Annotated in this window: 26 protein-coding genes; 10 read left to right on the top strand and 16 right to left on the bottom strand. The window is 59.4% G+C overall.

The genetic code is table 11. From position 1 onward, the window contains the following. Positions 1–108: 108 nt before the first annotated feature. The 5 genes from mutM (at position 109) to EV281_RS09850 (ending at position 5881) form a co-directional block, all read left to right on the top strand. Positions 109–999 (top strand): bifunctional DNA-formamidopyrimidine glycosylase/DNA-(apurinic or apyrimidinic site) lyase, encoded by an 891-nt coding sequence (gene mutM / locus EV281_RS09870; protein ID WP_132652899.1) that lies wholly within the window; start codon positions 109–111, stop codon positions 997–999. Positions 1000–1008: 9 nt separating this feature from the next. Continuing rightward, positions 1009–1782 (top strand): enoyl-CoA hydratase, encoded by a 774-nt coding sequence (locus tag EV281_RS09865; RefSeq protein ID WP_132652898.1) that lies wholly within the window; start codon positions 1009–1011, stop codon positions 1780–1782. A 190-nt stretch (positions 1783–1972) separates the two neighbouring features. Then, positions 1973–2251, top strand: coding sequence for a 30S ribosomal protein S20 (rpsT, locus tag EV281_RS09860; RefSeq protein WP_132652897.1), 279 nt, complete (start codon positions 1973–1975; stop codon positions 2249–2251). 859 nt (positions 2252–3110) lie between these two features. Continuing rightward, the gene (gene dnaA / locus EV281_RS09855) at positions 3111–4664 is read left to right on the top strand and encodes a chromosomal replication initiator protein DnaA (RefSeq protein ID WP_132652896.1); all 1554 of its coding nucleotides are present in this window, start codon (positions 3111–3113) and stop codon (positions 4662–4664) included. 134 nt (positions 4665–4798) lie between these two features. Continuing rightward, positions 4799–5881, top strand: coding sequence for a saccharopine dehydrogenase C-terminal domain-containing protein (locus EV281_RS09850; protein ID WP_132652895.1), 1083 nt, complete (start codon positions 4799–4801; stop codon positions 5879–5881). Here EV281_RS09850 and gcvA read toward each other — a convergent pair. Continuing rightward, a complete protein-coding gene (gene gcvA / locus EV281_RS09845; protein ID WP_132652894.1) occupies positions 5878–6762 on the bottom strand; it encodes a transcriptional regulator GcvA in 885 nt (294 codons plus the stop codon). The two genes, EV281_RS09850 and gcvA, sit on opposite strands and share 4 nt — an antisense overlap. Positions 6763–6902: 140 nt before the next feature. Here gcvA and EV281_RS09840 point away from each other — a divergent pair, with 140 nt between their 5' ends. Then, entirely contained in the window at positions 6903–7823 is a 921-nt protein-coding gene (locus tag EV281_RS09840; RefSeq protein WP_132652893.1) for a DMT family transporter, read from the top strand. Positions 7824–7829: 6 nt separating this feature from the next. On the opposite strand, the gene hemW is transcribed toward EV281_RS09840, so the two are convergent. From hemW to rph, 4 genes are all read right to left on the bottom strand, one after another. Continuing rightward, complete coding sequence (gene hemW, locus EV281_RS09835; protein WP_132652892.1) at positions 7830–9032, bottom strand: radical SAM family heme chaperone HemW; 1203 nt, start codon at positions 9030–9032, stop codon at positions 7830–7832. Between the two features lie 9 nt (positions 9033–9041). After that, the gene (rdgB, locus tag EV281_RS09830) at positions 9042–9686 is read right to left on the bottom strand and encodes an RdgB/HAM1 family non-canonical purine NTP pyrophosphatase (RefSeq protein WP_132652891.1); all 645 of its coding nucleotides are present in this window, start codon (positions 9684–9686) and stop codon (positions 9042–9044) included. 9 nt (positions 9687–9695) lie between these two features. Next, on the bottom strand, positions 9696–10112 hold the full coding sequence (locus EV281_RS09825; protein ID WP_132652890.1) for a VOC family protein: 417 nt from the start codon (positions 10110–10112) through the stop codon (positions 9696–9698). 74 nt (positions 10113–10186) lie between these two features. Next, positions 10187–10903, bottom strand: coding sequence for a ribonuclease PH (rph, locus tag EV281_RS09820; protein ID WP_132652889.1), 717 nt, complete (start codon positions 10901–10903; stop codon positions 10187–10189). A 178-nt stretch (positions 10904–11081) separates the two neighbouring features. Here rph and hrcA point away from each other — a divergent pair, with 178 nt between their 5' ends. Next, complete coding sequence (gene hrcA / locus EV281_RS09815) at positions 11082–12170, top strand: heat-inducible transcriptional repressor HrcA (RefSeq protein ID WP_132652888.1); 1089 nt, start codon at positions 11082–11084, stop codon at positions 12168–12170. A gap of 112 nt (positions 12171–12282) precedes the next feature. Further along, on the top strand, positions 12283–12918 hold the full coding sequence (gene grpE, locus EV281_RS09810) for a nucleotide exchange factor GrpE (protein ID WP_132652887.1): 636 nt from the start codon (positions 12283–12285) through the stop codon (positions 12916–12918). A gap of 70 nt (positions 12919–12988) precedes the next feature. Here the strand turns inward: grpE and EV281_RS09805 are convergent, their stop codons facing one another. After that, entirely contained in the window at positions 12989–13933 is a 945-nt protein-coding gene (locus EV281_RS09805; RefSeq protein WP_132652886.1) for a nucleoside hydrolase, read from the bottom strand. Positions 13934–14214: 281 nt separating this feature from the next. On the opposite strand from EV281_RS09805, the gene EV281_RS09800 reads away from it, so the two are divergent. Both EV281_RS09800 and EV281_RS09795 read left to right on the top strand, forming a co-directional pair. Beyond that, on the top strand, positions 14215–14640 hold the full coding sequence (locus EV281_RS09800; RefSeq protein WP_132652885.1) for an Hsp20 family protein: 426 nt from the start codon (positions 14215–14217) through the stop codon (positions 14638–14640). A 47-nt stretch (positions 14641–14687) separates the two neighbouring features. After that, entirely contained in the window at positions 14688–14945 is a 258-nt protein-coding gene (locus EV281_RS09795; RefSeq protein WP_112565322.1) for a DUF1150 family protein, read from the top strand. Between the two features lie 360 nt (positions 14946–15305). Here EV281_RS09795 and EV281_RS09790 read toward each other — a convergent pair whose 3' ends face one another. The 10 genes from EV281_RS09790 to EV281_RS09745 form a co-directional block, all read right to left on the bottom strand. After that, entirely contained in the window at positions 15306–16007 is a 702-nt protein-coding gene (locus EV281_RS09790; protein ID WP_132652884.1) for a tRNA (guanosine(46)-N(7))-methyltransferase TrmB, read from the bottom strand. Next, on the bottom strand, positions 16004–17257 hold the full coding sequence (gene metK, locus EV281_RS09785; protein WP_132652883.1) for a methionine adenosyltransferase: 1254 nt from the start codon (positions 17255–17257) through the stop codon (positions 16004–16006). The genes EV281_RS09790 and metK overlap by 4 nt, the downstream gene beginning before the upstream one ends. A 181-nt stretch (positions 17258–17438) precedes the next feature. After that, positions 17439–17858, bottom strand: coding sequence for a helix-turn-helix domain-containing protein (locus tag EV281_RS09780; protein WP_112541825.1), 420 nt, complete (start codon positions 17856–17858; stop codon positions 17439–17441). 153 nt (positions 17859–18011) lie between these two features. Further along, positions 18012–19616, bottom strand: coding sequence for an apolipoprotein N-acyltransferase (gene lnt, locus EV281_RS09775; RefSeq protein ID WP_132652882.1), 1605 nt, complete (start codon positions 19614–19616; stop codon positions 18012–18014). Between the two features lie 78 nt (positions 19617–19694). Continuing rightward, positions 19695–20831 (bottom strand): hemolysin family protein, encoded by a 1137-nt coding sequence (locus EV281_RS09770; RefSeq protein ID WP_132652881.1) that lies wholly within the window; start codon positions 20829–20831, stop codon positions 19695–19697. Continuing rightward, a complete protein-coding gene (gene ybeY / locus EV281_RS09765) occupies positions 20828–21343 on the bottom strand; it encodes an rRNA maturation RNase YbeY (RefSeq protein ID WP_132652880.1) in 516 nt (171 codons plus the stop codon). The genes EV281_RS09770 and ybeY overlap by 4 nt, the downstream gene beginning before the upstream one ends. Further along, complete coding sequence (locus EV281_RS09760) at positions 21343–22395, bottom strand: PhoH family protein (protein WP_132652879.1); 1053 nt, start codon at positions 22393–22395, stop codon at positions 21343–21345. Before EV281_RS09760 ends, ybeY begins: the two co-directional genes overlap by 1 nt. Positions 22396–22413: 18 nt before the next feature. Beyond that, positions 22414–23823 carry a tRNA (N6-isopentenyl adenosine(37)-C2)-methylthiotransferase MiaB gene (gene miaB, locus EV281_RS09755; protein ID WP_132652878.1) on the bottom strand — a complete coding sequence of 470 codons (1410 nt, stop codon included), beginning with the start codon at positions 23821–23823 and terminating at the stop codon, positions 22414–22416. A 48-nt stretch (positions 23824–23871) separates the two neighbouring features. After that, positions 23872–24669: a 1-acyl-sn-glycerol-3-phosphate acyltransferase gene (locus EV281_RS09750; RefSeq protein ID WP_132652877.1), complete on the bottom strand. Its 798-nt coding sequence runs from the start codon at positions 24667–24669 to the stop codon at positions 23872–23874. A gap of 27 nt (positions 24670–24696) precedes the next feature. After that, positions 24697–25125 (bottom strand): Fur family transcriptional regulator, encoded by a 429-nt coding sequence (locus EV281_RS09745; protein WP_132652876.1) that lies wholly within the window; start codon positions 25123–25125, stop codon positions 24697–24699. Positions 25126–25148: the final 23 nt, after the last annotated feature.

The following is a 25148-nucleotide window of genomic DNA, read 5'->3' as shown; positions in this document are numbered from 1 at the left end:
GAAAGCGAGGGCGCGGCGCTATCTGTGGGCCACGGTCCGCCCGCGGCACGTTGGCGCTATAGCGCACATCGCGGGCGGTTGAAACACGTTAGATATAGATGGGTTAAGATGCCGGAATTGCCAGAAGTCGAAACGGTGAAGCGTGGCCTGACGCCGGCAATGGAGGGCGCGCGGATCGAAAGACTGGAATTGCGCCGTGGCGACCTGCGCTTTCCTTTTCCGGAGGGGTTCGAGAACGAGGTGTCCGGCCGCACGATCATCGGCCTCGGACGGCGGGCCAAGTATCTGCTGATCGATCTCGATAGCGGCAAGACGATCATCTCCCATCTCGGCATGTCCGGCTCCTTTCGGATCGAACAGGGACCTTTGACGGCCATCCCTGGTGATTTTCACCGCGAGCGTTTCAAGGATGAGAAGCACGATCACGCTATTTTCCATCTGCAAGGAGAGGGCGGCCCGCGCCGCGTCATCTATAATGACCCGCGCCGCTTCGGCTTCATGGACATCGCCGACCGCTCCGAGCTCGATGCCAATCCATTTCTGTTCGGCCTCGGGCCGGAACCGACCGGCAACGATCTGTCTGCCGCTTTTCTGGCCGAGCGTTTCGCCGGCAAAACCCAGCCGTTGAAGGGCGCGCTGCTGGATCAGAAGAACATCGCCGGGCTCGGCAATATATATGTCTGCGAGGCGCTGTGGCGGGCGCATCTGTCGCCGATGCGTGCAGCCGGTACGCTTGTGACGAAAACCGGCAAGCCGAAGGAGGCGCTGAACCTGCTTGTGACCTCCATCCGCGATGTCATCGCCGATGCGATTGCTGCTGGCGGTTCGTCGCTGCGCGACCATATCCAGACGGATGGCTCGCTCGGTTACTTTCAGCACTCCTTTTCCGTCTATGATCGCGAAGGTCTGGCTTGCCGCACGCCCGGCTGTGGCGGTACGGTCTCGCGCATCGTGCAGGCTGGCCGTTCCACCTTCTATTGCGCCACCTGCCAGAAATAGGAGAGCGCCATGGCCTATGAAACCCTGATCGTCGAAACCCGCGGCAATGTCGGCCTGATCACGCTGAACCGACCACAGGCGTTGAACGCGCTGAATTCGATCGTCCTTAAGGAATTGAAGCTGGCCTATGCGGCCTTTCATGAAGATGAGGCGATCGGCGCGATCGTGTTGACTGGCTCCGAGCGGGCCTTTGCCGCCGGCGCCGATATCAAGGAAATGCAGCCGCTCGATTTCGCGGAGGTCTATAAGAGCGATTTCATCAGCGGTTGGGACGAGATCGCCAAGGCCCGCAAGCCGATTATCGCCGCGGTCAGCGGCTTTGCGCTTGGTGGCGGATGCGAACTCGCCATGCTCTGCGATTTCATCATTGCCTCGGAGACGGCGAAGTTCGGCCAGCCGGAGATCACTCTCGGCGTCATTCCAGGCATCGGTGGCTCCCAGCGCCTTACGCGGGCGGTCGGCAAGGCCAAGGCGATGGACTTGATCCTGACAGGGCGGATGATGGATGCGGCCGAAGCGGAGCGCGCGGGACTCGTATCGCGTGTGGTTGCTGCCGAGCGGCTGATGGATGAGGCACTGGAGGCCGCCGCCAGGATCGCATCGCTGTCTCGCCCGTCGGTGCTGATGGCAAAGGAGGCCGTTAGCCGCGCCTTCGAAACGACGCTGGAAGAGGGCCTGCGTTTCGAGCGCCGTCTCTTCCAGAGCCTGTTTGCGACCGAGGATCAGAAAGAAGGCATGGCCGCCTTCATCGAAAAGCGCAGACCGGTCTTCAAGAACAGGTAAGCGCTGCGTGCGGAAAGGGGCTTTTCCTTGAAAATGCGCGTTGACGTGGGTGAGCTTTAGCGTTATATGCCCGCCCACGGTTCGGAAAGCCCTCAGGTTTTCCACTAATGCTCCTGTATTGCTGAATTGAGCGGCCGCAGGGCCAGCGCGGCAATGGCGGAGTTTGTTCGAATTCTTGAGAGAGGCATCCATGGCCAATACAACTTCGGCGAAAAAGGCGACCCGCAAGATCGCTCGCCGTACCGCAGTCAACAAGGCTCGCCGTTCGCGCGTTCGTACCTATGTTCGCCAGGTCGAAGAGGCACTCGCCGCCGGTGATGCCGCCAAGGCAAAGGAAGCATTCCGCGCTGCTGAGCCGGAACTGGCACGCGCCGCAAGCAAAGGCGTCCTGCACGCCAACACGGCATCTCGCAAGGTCTCGCGCCTCGCTGCTCGTGTGAAGGCCCTTTCGGCTTCTGCGACCGCCTGAATATCTCATTAACGAATTGCTCGTTATGATTAGCCCGGTAATTTTACCGGGCTTTTTCGATTCCGGCCCCTACCTCGGATATAGTTAATTCGGCGACGATTTCGTGTCAGGGGCATGACAGGAAAAACTGTTGAAAAACAATAAGTTACGCAAGGATCTTTTTAAAGCTTGCGACTCTGGTCACGCAACCCTCGGCATCAAATGAGTCAAGAAGATTTTTTCTTTTTTCTTTTTATGCGTGTCCAAAATAGCCCAGTCGGGGAATCTCCTTGATTCAAAAGCGATTCTTTTTTGACGTTGGTGTGACGCCCTAAATGCCTCGCCGGAGTCAATGGCCGCTTCTTAATTTTGCGTAAAATTCATCGTTGATCTTGCCTTTTGATCCTGCCTAAATGGCTTCCAGCAAAGGGCGCGGACATCATCTGCAGAAGTCAGTCCAAACTGCCATGTCGGCAGAATGATGGCGCTGTGTCACTTGCGACGGAGCGCACAGCTTCCGTTTTCTCACGCACTCGACGGCATTGTACCGTGACGTGGCTGTCACGGGACGGGATGTCTTGTGCTCTCCAGAGCCACACGTTTTACGCGAGGGCGAAGGAGAAGGGCAGGGGGAAAGTAACATTGCGTTCGGGCTGGCGGGCGGAAAACGAGGATCGACCGCTGGTCTGACATAGGGAATTTGTGACGGTTGTCGCATGAGCGCGGCCACCGAATGGTTTTTGTGTTGGTCCCGAAAGGGACGGTGTTTGAGTGAACCGGCATGCGGGCGGCTCATGAGGGTGGCGTCGGCTTTGTCAAAGCGGGGAATAATCGGGCGGCTGTCAGTGAATGACCGCCCGAGGAAATGAAAGGCGGCATTATGCAGATGAATTCGATGACGACGGGTGCGCTGGATAACGGGGAAGCTGCACCGCAGTCTTTCGGTTCCATTCACCTGAGCGCGACGGATGAAAAGGGTGAGATGAAGCATGGCGTTCTCTTTGAACGCGTCAGTGCGCGTCTGAAGGCAAAGGTTGGTCCCGACGTCTATGCAAGCTGGTTTGCGCGGCTCAAGCTCCATTCGATTTCCAAGAGTGTCGTTCGTCTCTCCGTTCCCACCACTTTTCTGAAGTCGTGGATCAACAACAGATATCTCGATCTCATCACCAGCCTGTTCCAGGCCGAAGATTCTGAAATCCTGAAGGTAGAAATCCTTGTACGCACGGCGACGCGTACCGGCTTGAAGGCGCTGGATGAGGCGGTTTCCGTCGAGCCGGCTGCCCAGCCGACGCAGCTTCGCCGTCCGGCATCTGCTCAGCCGGCGGGGCAGATCGTCCAACAGGCCGTTTCGGTGGCCGCCGCGGCCCGTCCGGCAAGCGCAGGTTCGCCGCTTTTTGGTTCGCCGCTGGATTCCCGCTTCACCTTCGACACCTTCGTCGAGGGCAGCTCCAACCGCGTAGCGCTCGCCGCCGCAAAGACCATTGCGGAAGCAGGTCAGGGCGCCGTGCGCTTCAACCCGCTCTTCCTCCATGCGACCGTGGGTCTCGGCAAGACCCATCTGCTGCAGGCGATCGCCAATGCCGCAGTGCAGAACCCGCGTGGTCTGCGTGTCGTTTATCTGACGGCCGAATACTTCATGTGGCGTTTCGCGACGGCGATCCGCGATAATGATGCGCTGACGCTGAAGGACTCGCTGCGCAACATCGATCTTCTAATCATCGACGACATGCAGTTCCTGCAGGGCAAGATGATCCAGCATGAGTTCTGCCATCTGTTGAACATGCTGCTCGACAGCGCCAAGCAGGTTGTCGTCGCGGCCGACCGTGCGCCGTGGGAGCTGGAATCGCTCGATCCGCGCGTCCGTTCGCGTCTGCAGGGCGGCGTGGCGATCGAGCTCGATGCTCCCGATTACGAGATGCGTCTCGAAATCCTCAAGCGTCGTCTGGCGGCTGCACGTCTCGAAGATCCATCACTGGAAATCCCCGCCGAATTGCTGCAGCACGTCGCGCGCAACATCACGGCGAGTGGTCGCGAACTGGAAGGCGCCTTCAATCAGCTGATTTTCCGCCGCTCCTTCGAGCCGAACTTGTCGATTGAGCGCGTGGATGAACTGCTGGCCCATCTCGTCGGCTCTGGTGAGCCGCGTCGTGTGCGTATCGAGGACATCCAGCGTATCGTCGCGCGTCACTACAACGTCTCGCGCCAGGAACTGGTTTCGAACCGTCGCACGCGTGTGATCGTCAAGCCGCGCCAGATTGCGATGTACCTGTCGAAGACGCTGACGCCGCGCTCCTTCCCGGAGATCGGTCGCCGCTTTGGCGGGCGCGACCATACGACGGTTCTGCACGCCGTGCGCAAGATCGAGGAACTGATCGCCGGAGACACGAAACTTTCGCATGAGATCGAGCTTCTGAAGCGCCTCATCAACGAATAGGCGGTGGATTGCCACTGCGATTCGACGGCCGGGAGCGATCCCGGCTGTTTTCTTTTATAAGGTTTTTATTCTATACAGCCTCCACTTGAGAAAACTGCGCCGATGAAAACGTCGGCGCTTGGGAGGAGACATCGATGAGTTTTGAACGGATTGCCGTGGTCGGCCTTGGCAAGGTCGGGCGGCTGGCGGCGACGCTTTTGCATGAGGGTGGTTTCGAGGTCATCGGCGTCGATGCGCACTTGCCCATCGGTGAACTGCCCTTCAAATGCCGGACCGGCGATATCACGAATGCATCGGTCATTGGCGAGTTGCTGTCGAGCGTCGAGGCGGTCCTGTCCTGCCTGCCCTATCATCTGAATAGCGAACTGGCACGGGCCGCCCATCTTGCCGGTATCCACTATTTCGATTTGACTGAGGATGTACCGACCACCAATTTCATCATCGAACTGTCCAAGACCGCACGTGGCCTGATGGCCCCGCAATGCGGCTTGGCGCCGGGCTTCGTCGGCATCGTCGGTGCAAGCCTTGCCGATGGTTTCGATCGTTGCCGTTCGATCCGTATGCGCGTCGGCGCTCTGCCGCAGAACCCGACCGGGCTTCTGGGTTATGCCTTCAACTGGTCGCCCGAAGGTGTGGTCAATGAATATCTGAATGATTGCGAGGTCATCGAGGGCGGCGTGCGCAAACTCGTCTCGCCAATGGAATGGCACGAGACCATCTATGTCGACGGCGTCAAGCTGGAAGCCTTCACAACTTCTGGCGGCCTCGGCACCATGTGCGACACCATGCTCGGCAAGGTCGATAACCTCGATTACAAGACGATGCGTTATCCCGGCCACATGGAGCTGATGAATTTCTTCTTCCATGAGCTGCTTATGCGTGACAAACGCCAGCTCGCGGGCGAAATCCTGACCAACGCCAAGCCGCCGGTCGATGACGACGTCGTCTACGTGCACGTCGCGGCCGAAGGAACGATCAATGGCGCGCTGCGGCGGAAGGAGTTCGTGCGCGCCTATTACCCGATCGAAATTGCCGGCGCCCGGCGCACGGCGATCGCCTGGACCACATCCGCGTCCGTCGTCGCCGTCATCGAGATGGTCCGCGATGGCCTGCTGCCAGCCAGCGGCTTCCTTCATCAGGAGCATATTCCGCTGGAGATGTTCCTCAAGACGCCAACGGGCAGCCTGTTCAAGTCAGGCGCTACCAGCAGGGATTAGGCCTTCGCCTCCGACAGCAGCCAGCGCCGGAAGGCAGCGACCGCCGGGCGCTCCAGCGCAGTGCCCGGATACACTAGGTGGTAGGCAAGCTTGCTTGTCAGACCCAGCGGAAATGGCGCGACAAGCCGGCCCTCGACAAGTTCCTTCTCGATGAAGGAGTGGCGCATCAGCGCCACGCCGAAGCCCGATTTCATCGCCTCGAAGGCGCCGTTGCCGTCACTGAAGATCGGCCCGCGAGAGGCATCCACCTTGGTGGCATCAGCTGCGGCCAGCCAGAGCTGCCAGTCGCGGCGGTAGACGTCGTGGATGAGCTGATATTCTGCGAGCTGATCGGGTGAAGGATCGGCGCCCAGCGTCGCTGCAATCACTGGCGTGCAGACTGGTACAAGCTCGTCATCCACCAATCGCTCACTAATCAAGCCCTCGTAGGCGCCGAGCCCGTGGCGGATGGCGAGGTCGATCCCGTCACGCTCGAAATCGAACATGCGATGGGAGGCGCTTATGCGCACATCGATATCAGGATGCGTGTCCTCGAACCGTTGAAGTCGCGGCAGCAACCAATGTGTCGCAAAACCCGCGGTACAGGTGAGCGCCACCGCATTGCCCCGCCGCCGTGCGGTCAGCGATGCCGTCGCCTCGCGCACGAGCTGGAAGGCTGTGCGCAGGGTTGCAAAATAGTCTCGGCCTTCCGGCGTCAGCAGAATCTGCCGGGTTCGCCGCTCGAACAGAGACACGCCAAGCGAAGCTTCGAGATCGCGGATCTGCAGGCTGACAGCGCCTGGCGTGACGTGTAACTCATGCGCTGCCTGCGTCATGCTCAGATGACGCGCCGTCGCCTCAAAGGCACGCAGCGCCGACAGGGAGGGTAGAGGACCGGCCATGTTTTAGTTAAACTCAATCATATAGGCAGAAAAGCTCGTTTGTCAGCTGCAAAATATCCTAATAAAAACCAGCGTACCTGGCAAATCCACACAGGTAAGCTGGAAAGAACGCTTTAGAGAAACTCGACAAGGGAGATATCATGTCCATTCAGAAGTCGATGGGAGCTGCAGAATGGGCCATGCTAATCGTGCTGTCGCTTCTCTGGGGCGGCTCCTTCTTCTTCAACGGCCTTCTCGTAAGGGCGTTGCCGCCTTTCACCATCGTGACCGGGCGCGTATTGCTCGCTGCCATCGCGCTCAATCTGATCGTGCGCGCCATGGGCCACACCATGCCGCACGACCGGCAGAGCTGGATCGCTTTCTTCGGCATGGGTTTCTTGAACAATATGATCCCCTTCTGCCTGATCGTCTGGGGCCAGACACATATCGCGAGCGGCCTCGCGTCGATCCTCAATGCCACGACGCCACTTTTCGCCGTCGTTGTCGCCCATGTGTTGACGGCCGATGAGAAGCTGACGGCAACCCGTCTCGTTGGCGTGATCGTCGGCTTTGCGGGCGTCGCCTATATGATCGGTTTCGATGCCTTGAGGGATCTCGGCTCGAACGTGCTTGCCCAGGTCGCGGTGTTGGGGGCGGCCCTTTCCTATTCGCTCGCCGGTATCTGGGGCCGGCGCTTCCGGCGCATGGGCCATGCCCCGCTTATTCCGGCTGCCGGACAGGTGACCGCTTCAACCGTGCTGATGCTGCCGATCGCGCTTGTCGTCGATGAGCCCTGGACGCTTGCAATGCCTTCTGCCGAAACCTGGCTTGCACTGCTCGGCCTGGCGATCCTCTCGACTGCCGTGGCCTATGTGCTCTTCTTCCGCATCCTGGCGACGGCGGGCGCGACCAATCTGATGCTGGTGACCTTCCTGATCCCGGTGAGTGCAATCCTGCTCGGCGCAGTCGCGCTCGGCGAGCAGCTGCAGTTCAAGCATCTGATCGGTATGGTATTGATCGCTGTCGGCCTTGCGGCGATCGATGGAAGGCTCGCTTCTTTCGGCAAGAGACGCGCTGCCTGACGTGTCTCAGCAGGCGAGATCCGCGACGACGGAATCGAGGATCAGCATGCCGGCCGGCGTGCAGCGCAGGCGCGAATTGCCGATCCGTTCGATAAAGCCGTGTTCCAGTAAAAAGTGCTCGCGCTTTGGATCGGGATCGCGGCCGGAAAGTTGCTGCCAGCGGGCAAGATCGACACCTTCCTTGAGACGCAGACCCATCAGCAGCAATTCGTCGGACTGCTGCTCGAATCCGAGACGCTCCTCGTCGATGATCCCGTGTCCGTCGCGCTCGACGAGGTCCAGCCACGCTTCCGGCTTGCGCTCCGTCGCAGTGGCGATCTTCTCAGCCCCGCGGGTCAGGCGGCCGTGCGCACCGGGGCCGATGCCGGCATAATCGCCGTATCGCCAGTATGTGAGATTGTGGCGGCTCTCCGCACCGGGCCGGGCGTGGTTGGACACCTCGTAGGCCGGCAGCCCTTCGCGCTCGGTGATCTCTTGCGTGGCCTCATAGAGTGCGGCAGACTGGTTCCCATCAGGCACGATCAGCTTTCCGGCCTTTTGCAGGCCGTAGAAGGGCGTGCCTTCCTCAATGGTGAGCTGATAGAGCGAGAGATGGTCGACCGCATAGGAGATCGCCTCCTTGAGTTCGCGCTCCCATTCCTCGACCGTCTGGTTTGGCCGGGCATAGATCAGGTCGAAAGACATGCGCGGGAAAATGTCGCGCGCCAGCCTGATCGCCTTCAGCGCGTCGGCGACGTCGTGCAGCCGGCCAAGGAATTTGAGATCGCGATCATTCAGTGCCTGCACGCCGAGCGATACGCGATTGACCCCGGCGGCACGATAGCCGCGGAAGCGTTCCGCCTCGACGCTCGAAGGATTGGCCTCCATCGTGATTTCGATACCGTCAGGCACATGCCAGTGCCGCGAGATGCCGTTCATGATCGCATCGACGGTTTCCGGCTTCATCAGCGACGGCGTGCCGCCGCCAAGGAAGATACTGGTCACAGTCTTCGGCCCGCTCATCAGACGGGCATTGACGATCTCTTTCAGGAAGGCGGCGACGTAGCGCTTCTGATCGACCGGCTGATGGCGGACATGGCTGTTGAAATCGCAATAGGGGCACTTCGCCGCGCAGAAGGGCCAATGCACGTAGACCCCGAAACCGGGCTCGCCGGTATCGGGCAAAAGCTTTGCATCGCGCGTCAGCGCAGGCGATTCGATCATGTTCAAAGCGTGGCCTTATGCTTCCAGGCAGGTTTCGACAAAGAGTTTGAAGGCACGCGCGCGGTGCGACAGAGCCTGCGGTTTGCCGATATTCCAGCCGTGTTTTTCCTCCGCGCTCATCTCGCCGAAAGTCACATTATAGCCTTCTGGCTGGAAGACGGGATCATAGCCGAAGCCCTGCGTTCCACGCGGCGGCCAGACGACCGTACCTTCCACCTCGCCGCGGAACAGTTCGGTGTGCCCATCCGGCCAGGCAAGGCAGAGTACGCTGACGAAGCGGGCGGCACGCTGCTCGGGCTTCGTTGCCCCAGCGTTTTCCAATGCCTTCTCGACCTTTTCCATGGCCATGTTGAAATCGCGGGTGCCGTTACCGGTTTCTGCCCAGTCGGCGGTGTAGACGCCCGGGTCACCGCCGAGCGCATCCACGACGAGGCCGGAATCATCAGAAAGCGCCGGAAGACCGGAGGCCTGAGCCGAGGCAAGCGCCTTGATCGTAGCATTTTCTTCGAAGGTGGTCCCCGTTTCCTTGGGCTCGATGAAATTGAGCTCTGCCGCGGATTTGGCGGTGAAGCCCAGTGGCCCGATCAGATCCTGGATCTCGCGGATCTTACCCTGATTATGGCTGGCGACGACAATGGTCTTGGTTTCGAGCTTACGCATAAAATATCCTTATTCCATTCCCCAAATTTTTGCCTCCGCGCATTCCAGGCTGTTGCCATCGGGATCGCGGAAATAAATGGATCGACCGCCCCGCGGCCAGTGAACCTCGGATTCGATGGCGATGCCGGCACCTTTCAGCTTCTGCGCCATCGCATCGAGATTATCTCCCGAAACCCTGAAACAGGCGTGGCCCCTTCCGACGGCGCCATGCGGCGGGACCTGCAAGCTATCAGGCGCTGGTGGCTTCACCGTTTCCTCCGGATTGAAGATCAGCAATACGCTCGGCCCGCAACGGAAGAACACATGGCGGTTGCCGGCACGCGTAATCTTCTCAAGGCCGAGCACATTTCCGTAAAAGGCTTCGGCCGCATCGAGATCGGCAGCGTAAAGCGCGGTTTCAAGAATGCCTTCGATGGGTTGCGCCATTGCCGCCTCTCGGTCCGCCTCGCCCCCGAGACGGGGACAAGGAAAAATTCATGGATAGGCCAGAACGGTTGGCCTCAGGCGATCGCCTGCTTTTGCAGGTCCACCAGTTCGGCAATGCCCGACTTGGCAAGACCCATCAGTGAGGAGAATTCCTCTTCGCTGAAAGGCGTGCCTTCTGCCGTGCCCTGGATCTCGACGATGCCGCCAGCCCCAGTCATGACGAAGTTGGCGTCGGTCTCGGCCGAGGAATCTTCGAGATAGTCGAGGTCGATGACCGGCTGGTTGGCGAAGATGCCACAGGAGATCGCTGCAACATGATCCTTCAGGACACGGTCGGCCTTGATCATATTACGCGTTTCCATCCAGCGCAGGCAGTCATAAAGCGCGATCCAGCCACCAGTGATCGAGGCTGTGCGCGTGCCACCATCGGCCTGGATGACATCACAGTCGAGCGTGATCTGGCGTTCACCGAGCGCGGTCAGGTCGACCACGGCGCGCAGCGAGCGGCCGATGAGGCGCTGGATTTCCTGCGTGCGGCCGCCCTGCTTGCCGGCAGCAGCTTCACGCTTCATGCGTTCGCCCGTTGCGCGCGGCAGCATGCCGTATTCGGCGGTGACCCAGCCTTTGCCGGTATTGCGCAGCCACGGCGGCGTCTTGTCTTCCAGGCTTGCTGTGCAGAGCACGTGTGTGTCGCCGAACTTTACTAGGCAGGAGCCTTCCGCATGCTTCGAAAAATTGCGCTCGAAGGAGACCTTGCGCATCTGGTCGGTTTTTCTGCCTGAAGGCCGCATTCTCTTCTCCTGAAACATGATGCCGAAAAACGTCAGCGCTTCCCGGGTTATGTCATGCATGTATTGTATCGTCGCCCGCTTCTACGATTGGCTGCGTGCATTTGCAAATTCCCTTTTGCCACGGGGGTGAGATTGGCTATATTTTCTGAATATCGTTCAGTGCGGGTGCGAAAAGTTCATGAGCTACAGGTCGACATCAATTTCGGATGCCGTGGCTGCGCTGGATGAACGATCGAAGGAAATCTTCCGGCGCATCGTTGAAGGCTATCTGGAGCATGGCGAGCCGCTCGGCTCCCGTAATCTGTCGCGCCTCTTGCCCATGTCGCTGTCGCCAGCCTCCGTGCGCAATGTCATGAGCGATCTGGAAGAGCTCGGCCTCATTTATTCACCACATGTCAGCGCTGGCCGCCTGCCGACCCAGGTGGGCTTACGCTTCTTCGTCGATGCCTTCATGCAGGTCGGCGATCTCTCGGCTGAAGAGCGTGCCAGCATCGATCGCCAGGTGCGGGCCGAAAGCCGCGACAATCCCGTGGAATCGATGATGAACGAGGCAAGCCGCATGCTGTCGGGCATTTCGCGCGGCGCCGGCCTCGTCATTACCTCCAAGAGCGATCCGGTGTTGAAACATGTCGAGTTCATCCGCCTGGAGCCGACCAAGGCGCTGGCTGTGCTTGTCGGCGATCACGATCAGGTCGAAAACCGCATTATCGAACTGCCCGCGGGTGTCACTTCTTCGCAGCTTACTGAGGCCGCCAATTTCCTCAACGCGCACATGACTGGCCAGACGCTGCCGGAATTGCGCCTGCAACTGAGCCGGCTGAAAGATGAAGTTCGCCACGAGCTCGATGCGCTGTCGCGGGATCTCGTTGAACGCGGCGTTGCCGTCTGGGCTGGCAGTTCGGACGAGACCAAGCCTGCGCAGCTCATCGTCCGCGGCCGCGCAAACCTGCTGGAAGGTGTAGGCGGCGCCGAAGACCTTGACCGGCTGCGCCTGCTTTTCGACGATCTCGAGAAGAAGGACAGCTTGATCGAGCTCCTGAATCTTGCCGAAAGCGGACCGGGTGTGCGTATCTTCATTGGCTCAGAGAACAAGCTCTTCTCGCTGTCAGGCTCTTCGTTGATCGTCGCGCCCTATCGCGATGATGATGACCGCATTGTTGGTGCGGTTGGTGTCATCGGCCCGACGCGACTCAATTATTCGCGTATCGTCCCGATGGTCGATTATACCGCCCAGCTCGTTTCGCGCCTTTCACGCGGCTCTCTTTGAAATATTTCACAGAACTGCTTCGAATTTTCGCTTCTTCGTCACGCAGACTTGATTTTTTCCGGCCAAACATCGATATCGGGCGCATCTGAGAAGACACCAACCGGAGACCGTCATGACCGATGAAACGACGCAGAACGGACCTGACGCAGCTGCAGCGGAAGCCGCAGCCGAAGCTGCCGCAAACGTCGAGAATGAAGCCGTGAAGGAAGCTGCTGCGAGTGAACCTGATCCGCTTGAGCTTCTGAAGGCTGAAAATGCTGAACTGCGCGACCGCTATCTGCGGCTCGCTGCCGAAATGGACAATCTGCGCCGCCGCACGGAGCGCGAGGTCAAGGACGCCAAGTCCTATTCTGTCGCAGGCTTCGCCCGCGACATGCTGGCCGTCTCTGACAACCTGCGCCGCGCGCTCGATGCTATTCCGCCGGAAGCCAAGGCTACTGCCGATGCCGGCCTGACGACGCTGATCGAAGGTGTCGAGATGACCGAACGTTCCATGCTTTCGGCTCTCGAGCGTCACGGCGTTCGCAAGCTGGAGCCGGTCGGCCAGAAGTTCGACCCGAACTTCCATCAGGCGATGTTCGAAGTGCCGAATGTTGAAGTGCCGAACAACACAGTTGTTCAGGTGGTGCAGGCAGGCTTCACCATCGGCGAGCGCGTGCTGCGCCCGGCCATGGTCGGCGTTGCAAAGGGCGGCCCCAAAATCGTCGAAGCAGATGCTAACTCCGTGCTTGACGAGAAGGACGCCTGAAGGAGCGGAACATCTGACAATTGAAAAAGGCCGCTCAGCGGCCTTTTTGCTTCCGTTGGATAATGGCGGATCAGATTCGCGCGAAGCGCTCGATCAGGAGATCGAAGAAGCCGTCGGCATCCACATGGCGCATGACCTTCGCATTACGCTTGCGGTCGGTCACGTGCCACCAGTCGACGACGGTCATTCCGACCGTCAGTTCCGATTTCACCTCGATCTCGACATTGCACTCCCGGCCCTTGAAGAGCTCGGGTTTCAGCAAGTAGGCGACCGTCGTCGGGTCGTGCAGCGGGCCGCCGTCCGAGCCGTATTTTTCGACGTCGAAGCGCTCGAAGAATTCCAGCATCTCCACCATCGCTTTGGCGGGTGCCGTGCCGATATCGGCCATACGTTTCACCCGATCCTTGCGTGTCAGAAGCTGATGTGTGACGTCAAGCGGCATCATGACAACAGGCACACCTGAGTGGAACACGATATCGGCGGCCTCAGGATCGACATAGATGTTGAACTCGGCCGCCGGTGTGATGTTGCCGCCTTCAAAGAAACCGCCTCCCATCATCACCAATTCCCGGATGCGCGGAACGATATCAGGCGCCTTCTGGAAAGCCAGACCGATATTGGTCAACGGTCCGAGCGTGCAGAGCGTGACAGTGCCTTCCGGCTCGCGTCGCAGCGTTTCGATGATGAAGTCGACGGAATGCTGCGCCTGCAGCGGCATCGTCGGCTCGGGAAGGGTCGGGCCGTCAAGGCCTGTCTTGCCATGCACGTGCTCGGCGGTAACCAGCTTGCGCGCGATCGGCCGGTCGGCGCCGGCAAAGACCTTGATGTCGGTCCGTTCGCAAAGCTCGCAGATGATGCGTGCATTGCGGCTCGTCAGAGCCAGCGGCACGTTGCCGGCGACGGTGGTGATGCCCAGCACGTCAAGTTCTTCCGGGCTGCCGAAGGCCAGCATGATCGCGGCGGCATCGTCCTGGCCAGGGTCGGTATCGATAATGATCTTTCTCGGTTCTGCCATCCGAATCGTTCCATCCTCTGGTGCGCGTCGCTACAGCATGCACCTTCTCATTGTCTTCACGCTCCCGTCGCAAATCAGCACATCGCGCCGGGCTTGTTTTGATGCGAGGCCTCGCGCCCTTTGTCAAGGAAGCGATCTCATGCGGCTTTGCCTTAAAATGTGAGATGTCTGGACCGACCGCCGTCACGCCTTGCAGCGGGCAACCGTCGTTCCCATATTGGGCGTACCCGGATGCTGCATATGAGGTCCGGAAAGGTCGCTTGCATCAAGGACTTTGGAAGATGAGCCGCATCACCCCTTTCGCCAGCCCGCTGCTTCTGGGCTTCGACGCTATGGAAAAGACGCTTGAGCGGATTTCCAAGGCAAGCGACGGTTATCCACCCTACAATATCGAACGTATCGCCGCCGCTCACGACGCACCTGAACGGCTTCGCATTACGCTTGCCGTCGCCGGTTTCAGCGAAGAAGAGCTCGACGTATCAACTGAGGAAAACCAGCTTCTGATCCGTGGCCGCCAGATCGATCAGGGCGAGCGCGATTATCTCTACCGCGGCATCGCCGCGAGGCAGTTCCAGCGCACCTTCGTGCTCGCAGACGGCATGCAGGTCTTGGGCGCAAGCCTCAAGAACGGTCTGCTTTCGGTCGATCTAATTCGACCGGAACCGGCGCGCATGGTCAAGAAAATTAACATTTCGGTTTCACAGTAGCACAACGGTTTATTGAACCGTTGGTCCCTTCTCCCGGAGGAACAGGAATGTTGATGAAAGAAGCCACGTCGCGTCTGACCAAGTCCGAACTTGCCGGCATCGGCAATGGCGAGGTCGCCTATATCCGCAAAATACGCACCGAGGAGGTTGCCAAGTGCTTCCCCGAGGCGCCGGATATCGATCCGAGCGTTGATCTCTGGGCATTGTTCGGCGCCGATGGTACGCCGATCCTGCTGACGGATAACCGCTCGAGCACCTTCTTCAAGGCTGCTGAAGACGAGCTGAAGACGGTCAGCCTGCATTGACCATGACCGGCCTGCCGCGAGGCAGAATGCATGTTGAAGAATGATAATGGGCGACGTGAGGGGCCCCTTGCTAGCCCCTTGCCCATGCATATAGCCGCCTTCCAGCGTTTCCCCATTTTCGGCGACGCGGAAGCTGCAGCCGATGCGATATTGGCCTCCTATCCGAATCCTATCTCCCGCAGAGCTGGTTAGAACCGTGCGCTATCGCTCGACAGCCCGGCGTTCCTCTCGATCCTTGAAAAACTCGCACCGACAAAGGCGACCCCATTATCGGTTGTTTCGAACGCCGTGGCGATGCGGTCTTCAACAGCGCAGTGGCGATTGAGACGGCATGCTGCCCGGCATCTATGCCAAGACAGATCAGACGCGTTTGAAGGTGAGATAGGCTGAGGAACGACCCTCACGGCGGGCCTTGGCTTCATAGCGGGTGCTCGGCCAGCCCTGATAGGGCGTGAGCCAGTCGGCGGCATTCTCTGCTGTCCACTCGAAGCCGCCATGCTCGAGGCATTTCAGCAGCGTCCAGTTTACATAGGTGTCGATGTCGGAGGCGAAGCAGAAAAGCCCCCCCGGCTTCAGCACGCGGTGGAAACGGTCGAGATTGGTCTTCGAGACGAAACGCCGCTTCCAGTGCTTCCGTTTCGGCCAAGGATCCGGATAGAGCAGGTCGATCTGATCGAGACAGCTATCGGGAAGCCAGTCGAGAAGTTGCGTCGCATCGTCGTTGTAGACGCGCACGTTGCGCGCGCCCGTTTCATCGACACGCGCCAGCAGCTTCTGCATGGAGTTTATGAACGGCTCGACGCCGATAAATCCTGTCGAGGGAGTTTCCAGCGCGCGGTGGATGAGATGCTCTCCGCCGCCGAAGCCGATCTCCAGCCGCATTCTGTCGACCGCAACAGGAAAAAGCGTCTTCAGCGGCTCTGGGGGAGCCGCTGACAGATCGACGATGAATGCCGGGAGCAGGGTAGCGAGCCTTTCGGCCTGCTGCTCACGCAGAGCCTTTCCTTTGCGGCGACCGAAAAATGCTTCGGTCGTCCGGCTCCGGCGTTCCATATCCGTCATGCAGCAGCCTTGGTCCTGACGGCATCCTTGAGCGCCTTCACGAGGTCCGTGCGCTCCCAGGAGAACGAGCCGTCGCGGCCGGCCTTGCGGCCGAAATGGCCGTAAGCCGATGTCTTGGCATAGATCGGCTTGTTGAGATCGAGATGACGGCGGATACCCGACGGCGACAGATCCATGTTCTGACGGATCGCGGCTTCGACCTGATCCTCGGAAACACCCTTGCCGGTGCCATGCAGGTCCACATAGATCGACAGCGGCTGCGCGACGCCGATGGCGTAGGAGAGCTGGATCGTGCAACGATCGGAAAGGCCGGCGGCTACGACGTTCTTGGCGAGATAGCGTGCCGCATAGGCAGCCGAACGGTCGACCTTGGTCGTGTCCTTGCCGGAGAATGCGCCACCGCCGTGCGGAGCAGCGCCGCCGTAAGTATCGACGATGATCTTGCGACCGGTGAGGCCGGCGTCACCATCCGGGCCACCGATGACGAACTTGCCGGTGGGGTTGATGTACCACTTGCAATCGTCGGCAATCTTCAGGTCGCCGAGGGCTTCGCGGATATAGGGTTCGACGACGCTGCGAACCTTCTTCGAATCCCAGCTTTCGTCGAGATGTTGGGTGGAGAGAACGATCGACGTGACTTCTGCCGGCCTGCCGTCGACATAGCGTACGGTGACCTGGCTCTTGGCGTCGGGCCCGAGCTTGGCGACTTCGCCCTCGCCCTTCTTGCGGGCAGCGGCGAGGAGTTGAAGGATCTTGTGAGAATAATAGATCGGCGCCGGCATGAGGTCGGGCGTTTCCTTGCAGGCGTAGCCGAACATGATGCCCTGGTCGCCAGCACCTTCGTCACCCTGCTGGTCAGCGGCGCTGTCCACGCCTTGCGCGATGTCGGCCGACTGCGAGTGCAGCAGCACGTCGATCTTGGCCTTCTTCCAGTGAAAGCCGTCCTGCTCGTAACCGATGTCCTTGATGGCGCGGCGGGCAGCAGCCTTGAACTTCGATGGGTTGATGACGTCCTTGCCGTCCTTGTCCTTCTTCATCAGGCTCGGCGGCAGGCGAACTTCGCCGGCAATAACGACGCGGTTGGTCGTCGCGAGGGTTTCGCAGGCAATACGCACGCCCCACGGATTGACGCCGGTCTTTGCCGCCTCGCGGTAGACCAGATCGACGATCTCGTCGGAGATGCGGTCACACACCTTGTCCGGGTGACCTTCGGCAACAGATTCGCTGGTAAAGAGATAATTCGCGCGCATTCCGGGATTCCCCTCAAAGAACAAAAGCAGCCTAGTAGGTACTCAGTTCGTGCTCGAATGACAAGCACAGAAGGACATAAATATATCTTTATATCTGCGGCGAAGTGACAAATTTTGCCCCAAAAACGCAAAAAAGCGGCCTTTTCGGCCGCCTTCGAGTTTTCCCTAGCGTGGGGGAGGCTCAGTCGGAGTCAGCTTCTGCGGCCAGCGCTTTCACCAGTTCGACGACCTTGCGACGAACCTTGGGGTCGGTGATCTTCACAAATGCGCGGTTGAGCTGGAGTCCTTCTGAAGAGGAGAGGAAGTCGACGACGTAGTTCGAACTCGAGGTCTCCGCCATGCCGGTCAAGGCACCGGAATGTTCGCCAGGAGCATCTTCGAAGAAGAAGGAAACGGGCACATTGAGGATGCTTGAAATGTTCTGGAGACGACTGGCGCCAACGCGGTTGGTACCCTTCTCGTATTTTTGGATCTGCTGAAAGGTGATGCCGAGGCTTTCGCCGAGCTTCTCCTGGCTCATGCCCAACATGGTACGGCGAAGTCGAATACGGCTACCGACATGGATGTCGATAGGATTCGGCTTCTTCTTATTCTCAATCATGGTCGTGCCCTAGCAAAGAAAAATTCAACCTTGTTCTAACCGGCATGCCCTGACCTCATTCCGTAACGCCACGTTGCAAGTCGCGATAACCCACGTTGAAGCATACGTCACTAACGCCGATTGTTACCACTATGCAATTTTAGGGGTTTTTGGTCAATTCAACCCGAAAATAAAACCCCTGCGTGAAATTAGCGCGATGATTATCAGTAACGTTTCAGTCAACCAGAAGTACGTTTGGCGGGGGTGCGGGCTTCCATTGTTTTTTTCGAATCCATTGAGAGTTGCATCAATAAAGCCAATTTGGTCCAATTTTAGACCTGAAACGATTTCGCCGCGCGCGTCTACAACCGCCGAAATTCCGTTATTCGCATCGCGAATCAGCGGCAGACCGGTCTCGACCGCCCGTACGCGGGCCTGCTGAAAATGTTGGTAAGGACCTGGTGTCGAGCCGAACCAGCTGTCATTCGTAATGTTGAGGATGGCGTTCGCTGCATCGATGTCGCCTGTCATTTCTTCGGGGAAGATGATCTCGTAGCAGACGAGCGGATAGAATTTCAGCCCGTTTGGAAGCTCAAGCAGATGACGGCTGGCGGCGGCCGAAAAACCACCCGGCATTTCCACCACATTCTGGATACCGAACGCATTCAGCGTATCCTCGAAGGGAAGATATTCGCCGAAGGGAACGAGATGCACCTTGTCCGAAGCGGCCACGATCTGCCCCCGCCCGTCGATCACATAGATCGAATTATAATAGCGGGTGGCATAACCGGGGCCGAGTTCTTCGGCGCGCACGGCTCCCGCGATCAGGATCTGATTGTCGTCGAGCGTATCGGCAATCCGCGTGAGCGCATCCTTATTATCGGTGAGGATGAACGGGATCGAGGTTTCCGGCCAGACGATGATGTCAGGCTTCTTGCCACCTTCCTTGGGGGGCGCCGCCGAAAGCTTGAGATGGGTCTCGAAGATCGCTTCGCGATCTGCATCATTGTCCATCTTGGCGGTCTGATCGATCGCCGGCTGCACAAGGCGAACGACAGGCCGCTTGTCCTCGGGTAAAGCCTCGGGTTTCGGCGTGAGATAGAGAATATAGGCACCGTAGCCGAGATGCGCCGCAAAGAGCGTGACCGCGAGACCGATACCGAGTTTCGCTCCCTGTCGGGTTCCAACGAGGGCCGGGGCAGCGAAGACGAAGACCGAGAGAGCCGTCACCCCCATAGTGCCGATCACATGCGCGGACTGCATCATCAGTGGCATGGGCATCATGGCGTAGCCGATGGCGTTCCAGGGGAAGCCGGTAAAGATGAAGCTGCGTACCCACTCAAGCAGGCCGAAGCTGGCAGCAAGTGCCGCAATCCGGCCCATGCCATCCGACCAGAAGATACGGGCAAGGGCAGTCGCCAACCCATAAAAGATGGCAAGGCAGGCTGGGAGCCCGAGGATTGCGAGTGGCAAAGCCCAGGCAAACTCTTCTGAATCAATCAGTAGCGCATGCCCAAGCCACCAGAGTCCGGCTACGAAATAGCCGAAGCCGAACAGCCAGCCGGTGACAAATGCCGGCCAGAGCCTGCCGGGAAGGCTGCTTTCCGGCGAGGCAGCCGCCCCATCGATCAGCCAGACGAGCAGGGAGAAGGAAACGAACATCGCAGCGAAGAAGCCGACGGGAGGCAGCGCCAAAACGGCAAAGGCGCCTGCTGCGATCGCAAGCATTGACCGTTTTAAACCCCAGACGAGGATAATCCTATCCGCAAGCCGCTCCATGCCCACTCCCATCAAAGCCGCGAATCAATCCAATCGCAGTCTTTCAAAAAAGCGTGCGCTTGTCGTCTTACGGAACGTTCAGTTTGCCGTGGATTCCGCCGGCCGCTCGTCGTTTCCTTCGCCAATCGGTGGTCCATCGCCGTCTGTCTTGGCGCGGCGGCGGATTGCCTGACGCTTGCGGGTGATGCGCACCCGCTTGATGCGGCGCGGATCGGCATCGAGAATATGGAATTCGAAATCCGGCAGCGCCTGCACGACTTCACCGCGCACGGGGATGCGTCCGAGCGCCGAGAAGATCAGACCACCCAGAGTATCGACCTCGTCGATCTGCTCGCTAATGTTGAAATCCGGGCCTATGGCTTCGGCAATCTCTTCGAGCTCGACACGGGCGTCGGCAACGAAGACGTCTTCCGAAACGCGTTTGAACATGACTTCTTCATCGTCATGTTCGTCGTCGATATCGCCAATCACCATCTCCACGATGTCTTCATGCGAGGCGAGGCCGTCAGTGCCGCCATATTCGTCGATGACCAGCGCCATCTGGGTGCGGTTCACCTGCATGCGACGCAGAAGGTCGGATGCCAGCATGGAGGGCGGCACGAAGAGGATCTGCCTGATGATGCCGGTTTCGGCGAGCGTCTTCTGCAGGTCGACGCGTCCGAGGTCGAAATTCGGCTTGGCCGAGCGCGGCGCCTTCTGGATATGTTCCGGCGATACGTCTATTGCAGGCGCACCTGCTGCAGGCTTGGTGCTGCTGCGGCGCTTATTGCGCGCCTGCTTGGCGACATAGGAGAGAAGGTCGCGGATATGCACCATGCCGCGCGGATCGTCGAGCGTTTCGGCATAGACGGGCATGCGCGAGCGGCCGCTTTCCTCGAAGAGGATCATCAGTTCGCCGATGGTGATAGTCTGGTCGACCGCCTCGATATCGGCGCGGGGCACCATCACGTCGGCGACGCGCACTTCACGGAAGCGCAGGATATTGTGAAGCATCGCCCGCTCGTCGGGCGAAAAGGCATCGGCAGCAGCTGGGTCGGTCATCAGCGCATCGGCAAGGTCTTCGCGCAGTCGTGAGCCGTGTTGCGGCCTTAGCATGCGCGCTGCGCGCGACCAGAAGGATTGCGGTCGGTGTCGACTACTACCACCCTCGTCTGAAGAGGAGGATTGGTCGGAGTCGTTGGCGTCTGACGCCGGCTTCGTTGAAAATTCGCTCATGGTTCCATTTTAAGGTCTTGACCCTCGTAGGGGTCAGATAGGCCGAGCACTGCTAAAATGCGAGTCTCGAGCCCCTCCATAATTTCGGCCTCGTCATTATTAATATGGTCGTAGCCGAGCAGATGCAAGAAACCATGCACCATAAGATGGGTCAAATGGTCGTCGAAACTCTTTTCGAGCTCCTGCGCTTCGCGTTCCACCGTCTCCCTGGCAATGATGATATCGCCGAGCATCGGGCCTGGCGTTTTGCCGGGTTTGACCGGAAAGGCCGGAAACGACAGGACGTTGGTCGGCTTGTCCTTGCCGCGCCATTCCGCATTGATGTCCTGAATGGAGGCATCGTCGGTGAAGACGAGCGAAACTTCCGGCGGCATCTTCGGGAAGGGCTGATTTTCCTCTTCCCGCAGGTAGGCGGCGGCTGCTCCCAGCACGCGTTCGCCAAGGGCATGCAATACATCTTCGGCGGGCCAGCCCGTGTCCTCGATGCTGATCTGTATGTCGAGCTCGGCCATCAGTCCTGCCGGCTGGCCTCTTCGTTTGCCGCCACATAGGTCGCATCATAGGCCTTGACGATGCGGCCGACCAGCGGATGGCGCACGACATCGACATCCTTGAAGCGCACCGTCGAGATGCCTTCGACGTCGTTCAAGAGATGCAGCGCCTCCACGAGGCCGGATTTGACGCCGCGCGGCAAGTCGATCTGGCTCGGATCGCCGGTGATGATCATGCGCGAGTTCTCGCCAAGACGTGTCAGGAACATCTTCATCTGCATCGACGTGGTGTTCTGTGCCTCGTCGAGGATGATGGCGGCATTGGCAAGCGTGCGACCACGCATGAAGGCGAGCGGCGCGATTTCAATGACGCCGGCGGTGATTGCTCGCTCGACCTTGTCGCCAGGGATCATGTCATAGAGCGCGTCATAAAGCGGGCGCAGATAAGGATCGACCTTCTCCTTCATGTCGCCCGGCAGGAAGCCCAGGCGTTCGCCGGCCTCGACGGCGGGTCGCGAAAGAATGATCTTCTCGACGGCGCCGCGCTCCAGAAGCTGGGCGGCGTGGGCGACGGCGAGATAGGTCTTGCCCGTACCGGCAGGACCGACTCCGAACACCATCTCCGAGCGCTCCAGCGCCCGCATATAGGCATCCTGCGTTGGCGTTCGCGCGATGATCGTCTTTTTGCGCGTCGAAATCTGCGCCATCGTCAATTTGGCTTTTCTTTCCATCGTCGGCAGCGTGAGTTGGTCGTCGGCTGCAACCGCCATACGGATTGCGCCTTCCACGTCTGAACGCTCCACACTGCCGCCTTTCTGGAGTTTTTCATAGAGGTAATCGAGCGTGCGTCGCGCCTGGTTGGTGGCCAGCACATCGCCGGTGATGACAACGGAGTTGCCGCGTGCCCGCGCATCGATATTGAGCCGCTGTTCCAGGAGCTTCAAATTCTGGTCGAACTGTCCGAAAAGTTCGCTGGCGAACCGGTTGTTCTCGAACGTCAGGACGAAGTGATTGGCGTCGCTCGCTATGCGTGGGTGGCGCGGTGAAGTAGAAACCAATTCCTGTCCGTTCAAGCGGTCGAGCTCCCTGGGTTAGACCTCAGCCTCTGCGCGTTCGGCAAACAGGCTGTTGGTTCCGGTTCCTGTGATTCGCACTTTAATAATGTCACCGATTTGCGATGCTTTTGCATCAACATTCACGGACTGCAGCCACGGTGACCGGCCAATGAGCTGGCCAGGCATCCGGCCGGGCTTTTCGAGGAGAAGGTCGATTTCCTTGCCGATGCAGGACTCGTTGAATTCCTGCGTCTGCTTGAGAAGCAGCGCCTGCAGGCGTTCCAGCCGTTCTGCCTTGATATCTTCCGGCACCTGATCCTTCAATTCCGCTCCGGGCGTACCCGGCCGCGTCGAATATTTGAACGAGAAGGCCTGCGCGTAACGCACCTCCTCAACGAGTTTTAGTGTATCCTCAAATTCCTTGTCTGTCTCCCCCGGAAAGCCGGTGATGAAATCGCCCGACAGTGCGATATCGGGACGCGCCTTGCGGATGCGCTCGATGAGGGATAGGTATTCGGCGGCCGTATGCCGACGGTTCATCGCCTTGAGAATACGGTCCGAACCTGCCTGAACCGGAAGATGCAGATAGGGCATCAAGGCGCGCAGGTCGCGGTGTGCCTCGATCAGCCGGTCATCCATGTCGCGCGGGTGGCTCGTCGTATAGCGAAGGCGCGTAAGGCCGGGGATATCGGCAAGCCGGTAGAGCAGATCGCCGAGGCTCCACTCTTCGCCCTGCGGGCCGACGCCGTGCCAGGCATTGACATTCTGGCCGAGCAAGGTGATTTCACGCACGCCAGCGGCAACGAGCTTCATCGCCTCTTCGACGATCTGCGAGACCGGCCGCGAGACTTCCGAGCCACGCGTATAGGGCACAACGCAGAAGGTGCAGAACTTGTCGCAGCCTTCCTGGACTGTCAGGAAGGAGGTCACGCCGCGGGCACGGATCTTCGGCGCCTCGGCGATCGGCAGGTGCTCGAACTTGTCCTCGATCGCATATTCCGTATCGACGACGCGATGACCTTCCTTGGCGCGGCGCAGCGCATCCGGCAGGCGGTGATAGGTCTGGGGGCCGATGACGACATCGACAGCAGGAGCACGACGCAGGATCTCTTCGCCTTCAGCCTGCGCGACGCAGCCGGTGACGCCGATCATCATCTCGCGGCCGTCGGCAGCCTTGCGCTTTTTCATCTCGCGCAGGCGCCCAAGTGCGGAATAGACTTTCTCGGCTGCCTTCTCGCGGATGTGGCAGGTGTTGAGCAGGACGAGATCAGCCTCTTCCATGTCCTCGGTCGGCTCATAGCCATCGCGGGCAAGAGCATCGCTCATGCGCGTTGAGTCATAGACGTTCATCTGGCAACCATAGGTCTTGATGAAAACCTTGCGGCTGTTGGAGCCATCGCGGAGGATTGTCTCCGGCGGCTGAAGAAGGGCGCTGTCTTGGGTCATGGCGCGCTATTTAGTGGTTTTTGAAGCGCGAGAAAAGGGCATGTCGCCTTAGGCGATATCGCGGCCGCGCAGACTGCTGTTCAACAGGTTTCGGATGCGAGCCGAGATCGTGGTGCTGACCGCCTTGCGATTTGTCTTCTCGCCATATTCGACCGCCTCGCCAAAGGAGACTTCGGCATCGATCGCGCCACATTTCAGGATGTCGATCAGATGAGGTAGAAGCTCGATATCGCCGGGCCAGGCAGCAAGCGGGCGATGATAACGTCCCATGGCGATGCCGTGGACTTGCGTATAGGCAATCGCAACCGGCTGCACCATGACGGCACCCGTCTGGGAATGCGGTACGGCCATTGCGGCTGCCCCGAAGAGCGACGATTTGACCTCCAGCAGGCGGTTGCCGTCGGAGGTCGTCCCCTCTGGAAACAGCACGACGATTTCGCCGTCCGCCATGCGGGCGGCAATCTCGCTCGCCTGATCGCCGGTGCGGCGCTTTTCCTCGCGCACCACGAAAACACTCTTCTGCAGCTTGGCGAGCGTGCCGAAGATCGGCCAATCGCGTACCTCTATCTTGGCAATGAAGGCGACATCGGCGACCGCCGACATGACCATGATGTCCATCCAGGAGGAATGGTTGGAACAGAGCATAAGAGGTCGTCGGCTTTCGAGTTTGCCTCGCACCCGAATGCGGATGCCGAGACAATAGCAGACGATGCGATGCCAGCGCCGGGGCAGGGTGCGTCGCAGCTTCCAGTCAAAAGTGAGCGCCAGCACCTGCAGCGGCATGAGCAGGATGCTGACGACAATGATGACGAAAAAGGCGAAGGCGATGCGCAGCCAGACGATCAAATGCGGCGCTCCCGGACTGCCATGATATCAGAGTTCGTCTTTTTTCAGCGGGATGCCGTAGAGTTCCAGGCGGTGATCCACCAGTTTGAAGCCATGCTCGCGGGCGATCCGCTCCTGCAGTGCTTCGATTTCCGGAGAGCGGAACTCAATGACCATTCCGCTCTTCAGATCGATCAGGTGATCGTGATGTTCTTCCGGAACCGTCTCGTAGCGAGAACGGCCGTCGCGGAAATCATGCCGGGCGATGATGCCTGCATCTTCGAACAGCTTGACGGTGCGATAGACCGTCGAAATGGAAATCTTGGCATCGACCTTCACCGAACGGCGGTAGAGCTCTTCGACATCGGGATGGTCTTCGGAATCTTCGAGAATGCGCGCAATCACCCGGCGCTGCTCGGTCATGCGCATGCCGCGTTCAGCGCAAAGCTCCTCGAGGGTCTTGGCTACCTCAGTCATGGCTGTCTTCTCGTTATTCCTGT

Source organism: Rhizobium sp. BK418 (assembly GCF_004341105.1).
Taxonomy (GTDB): Bacteria; Pseudomonadota; Alphaproteobacteria; order Rhizobiales; family Rhizobiaceae; genus Rhizobium.
The sequence above is the reverse complement of the archived record's forward strand: the minus strand, read 5'-3'. Positions and strand labels throughout refer to the sequence as shown.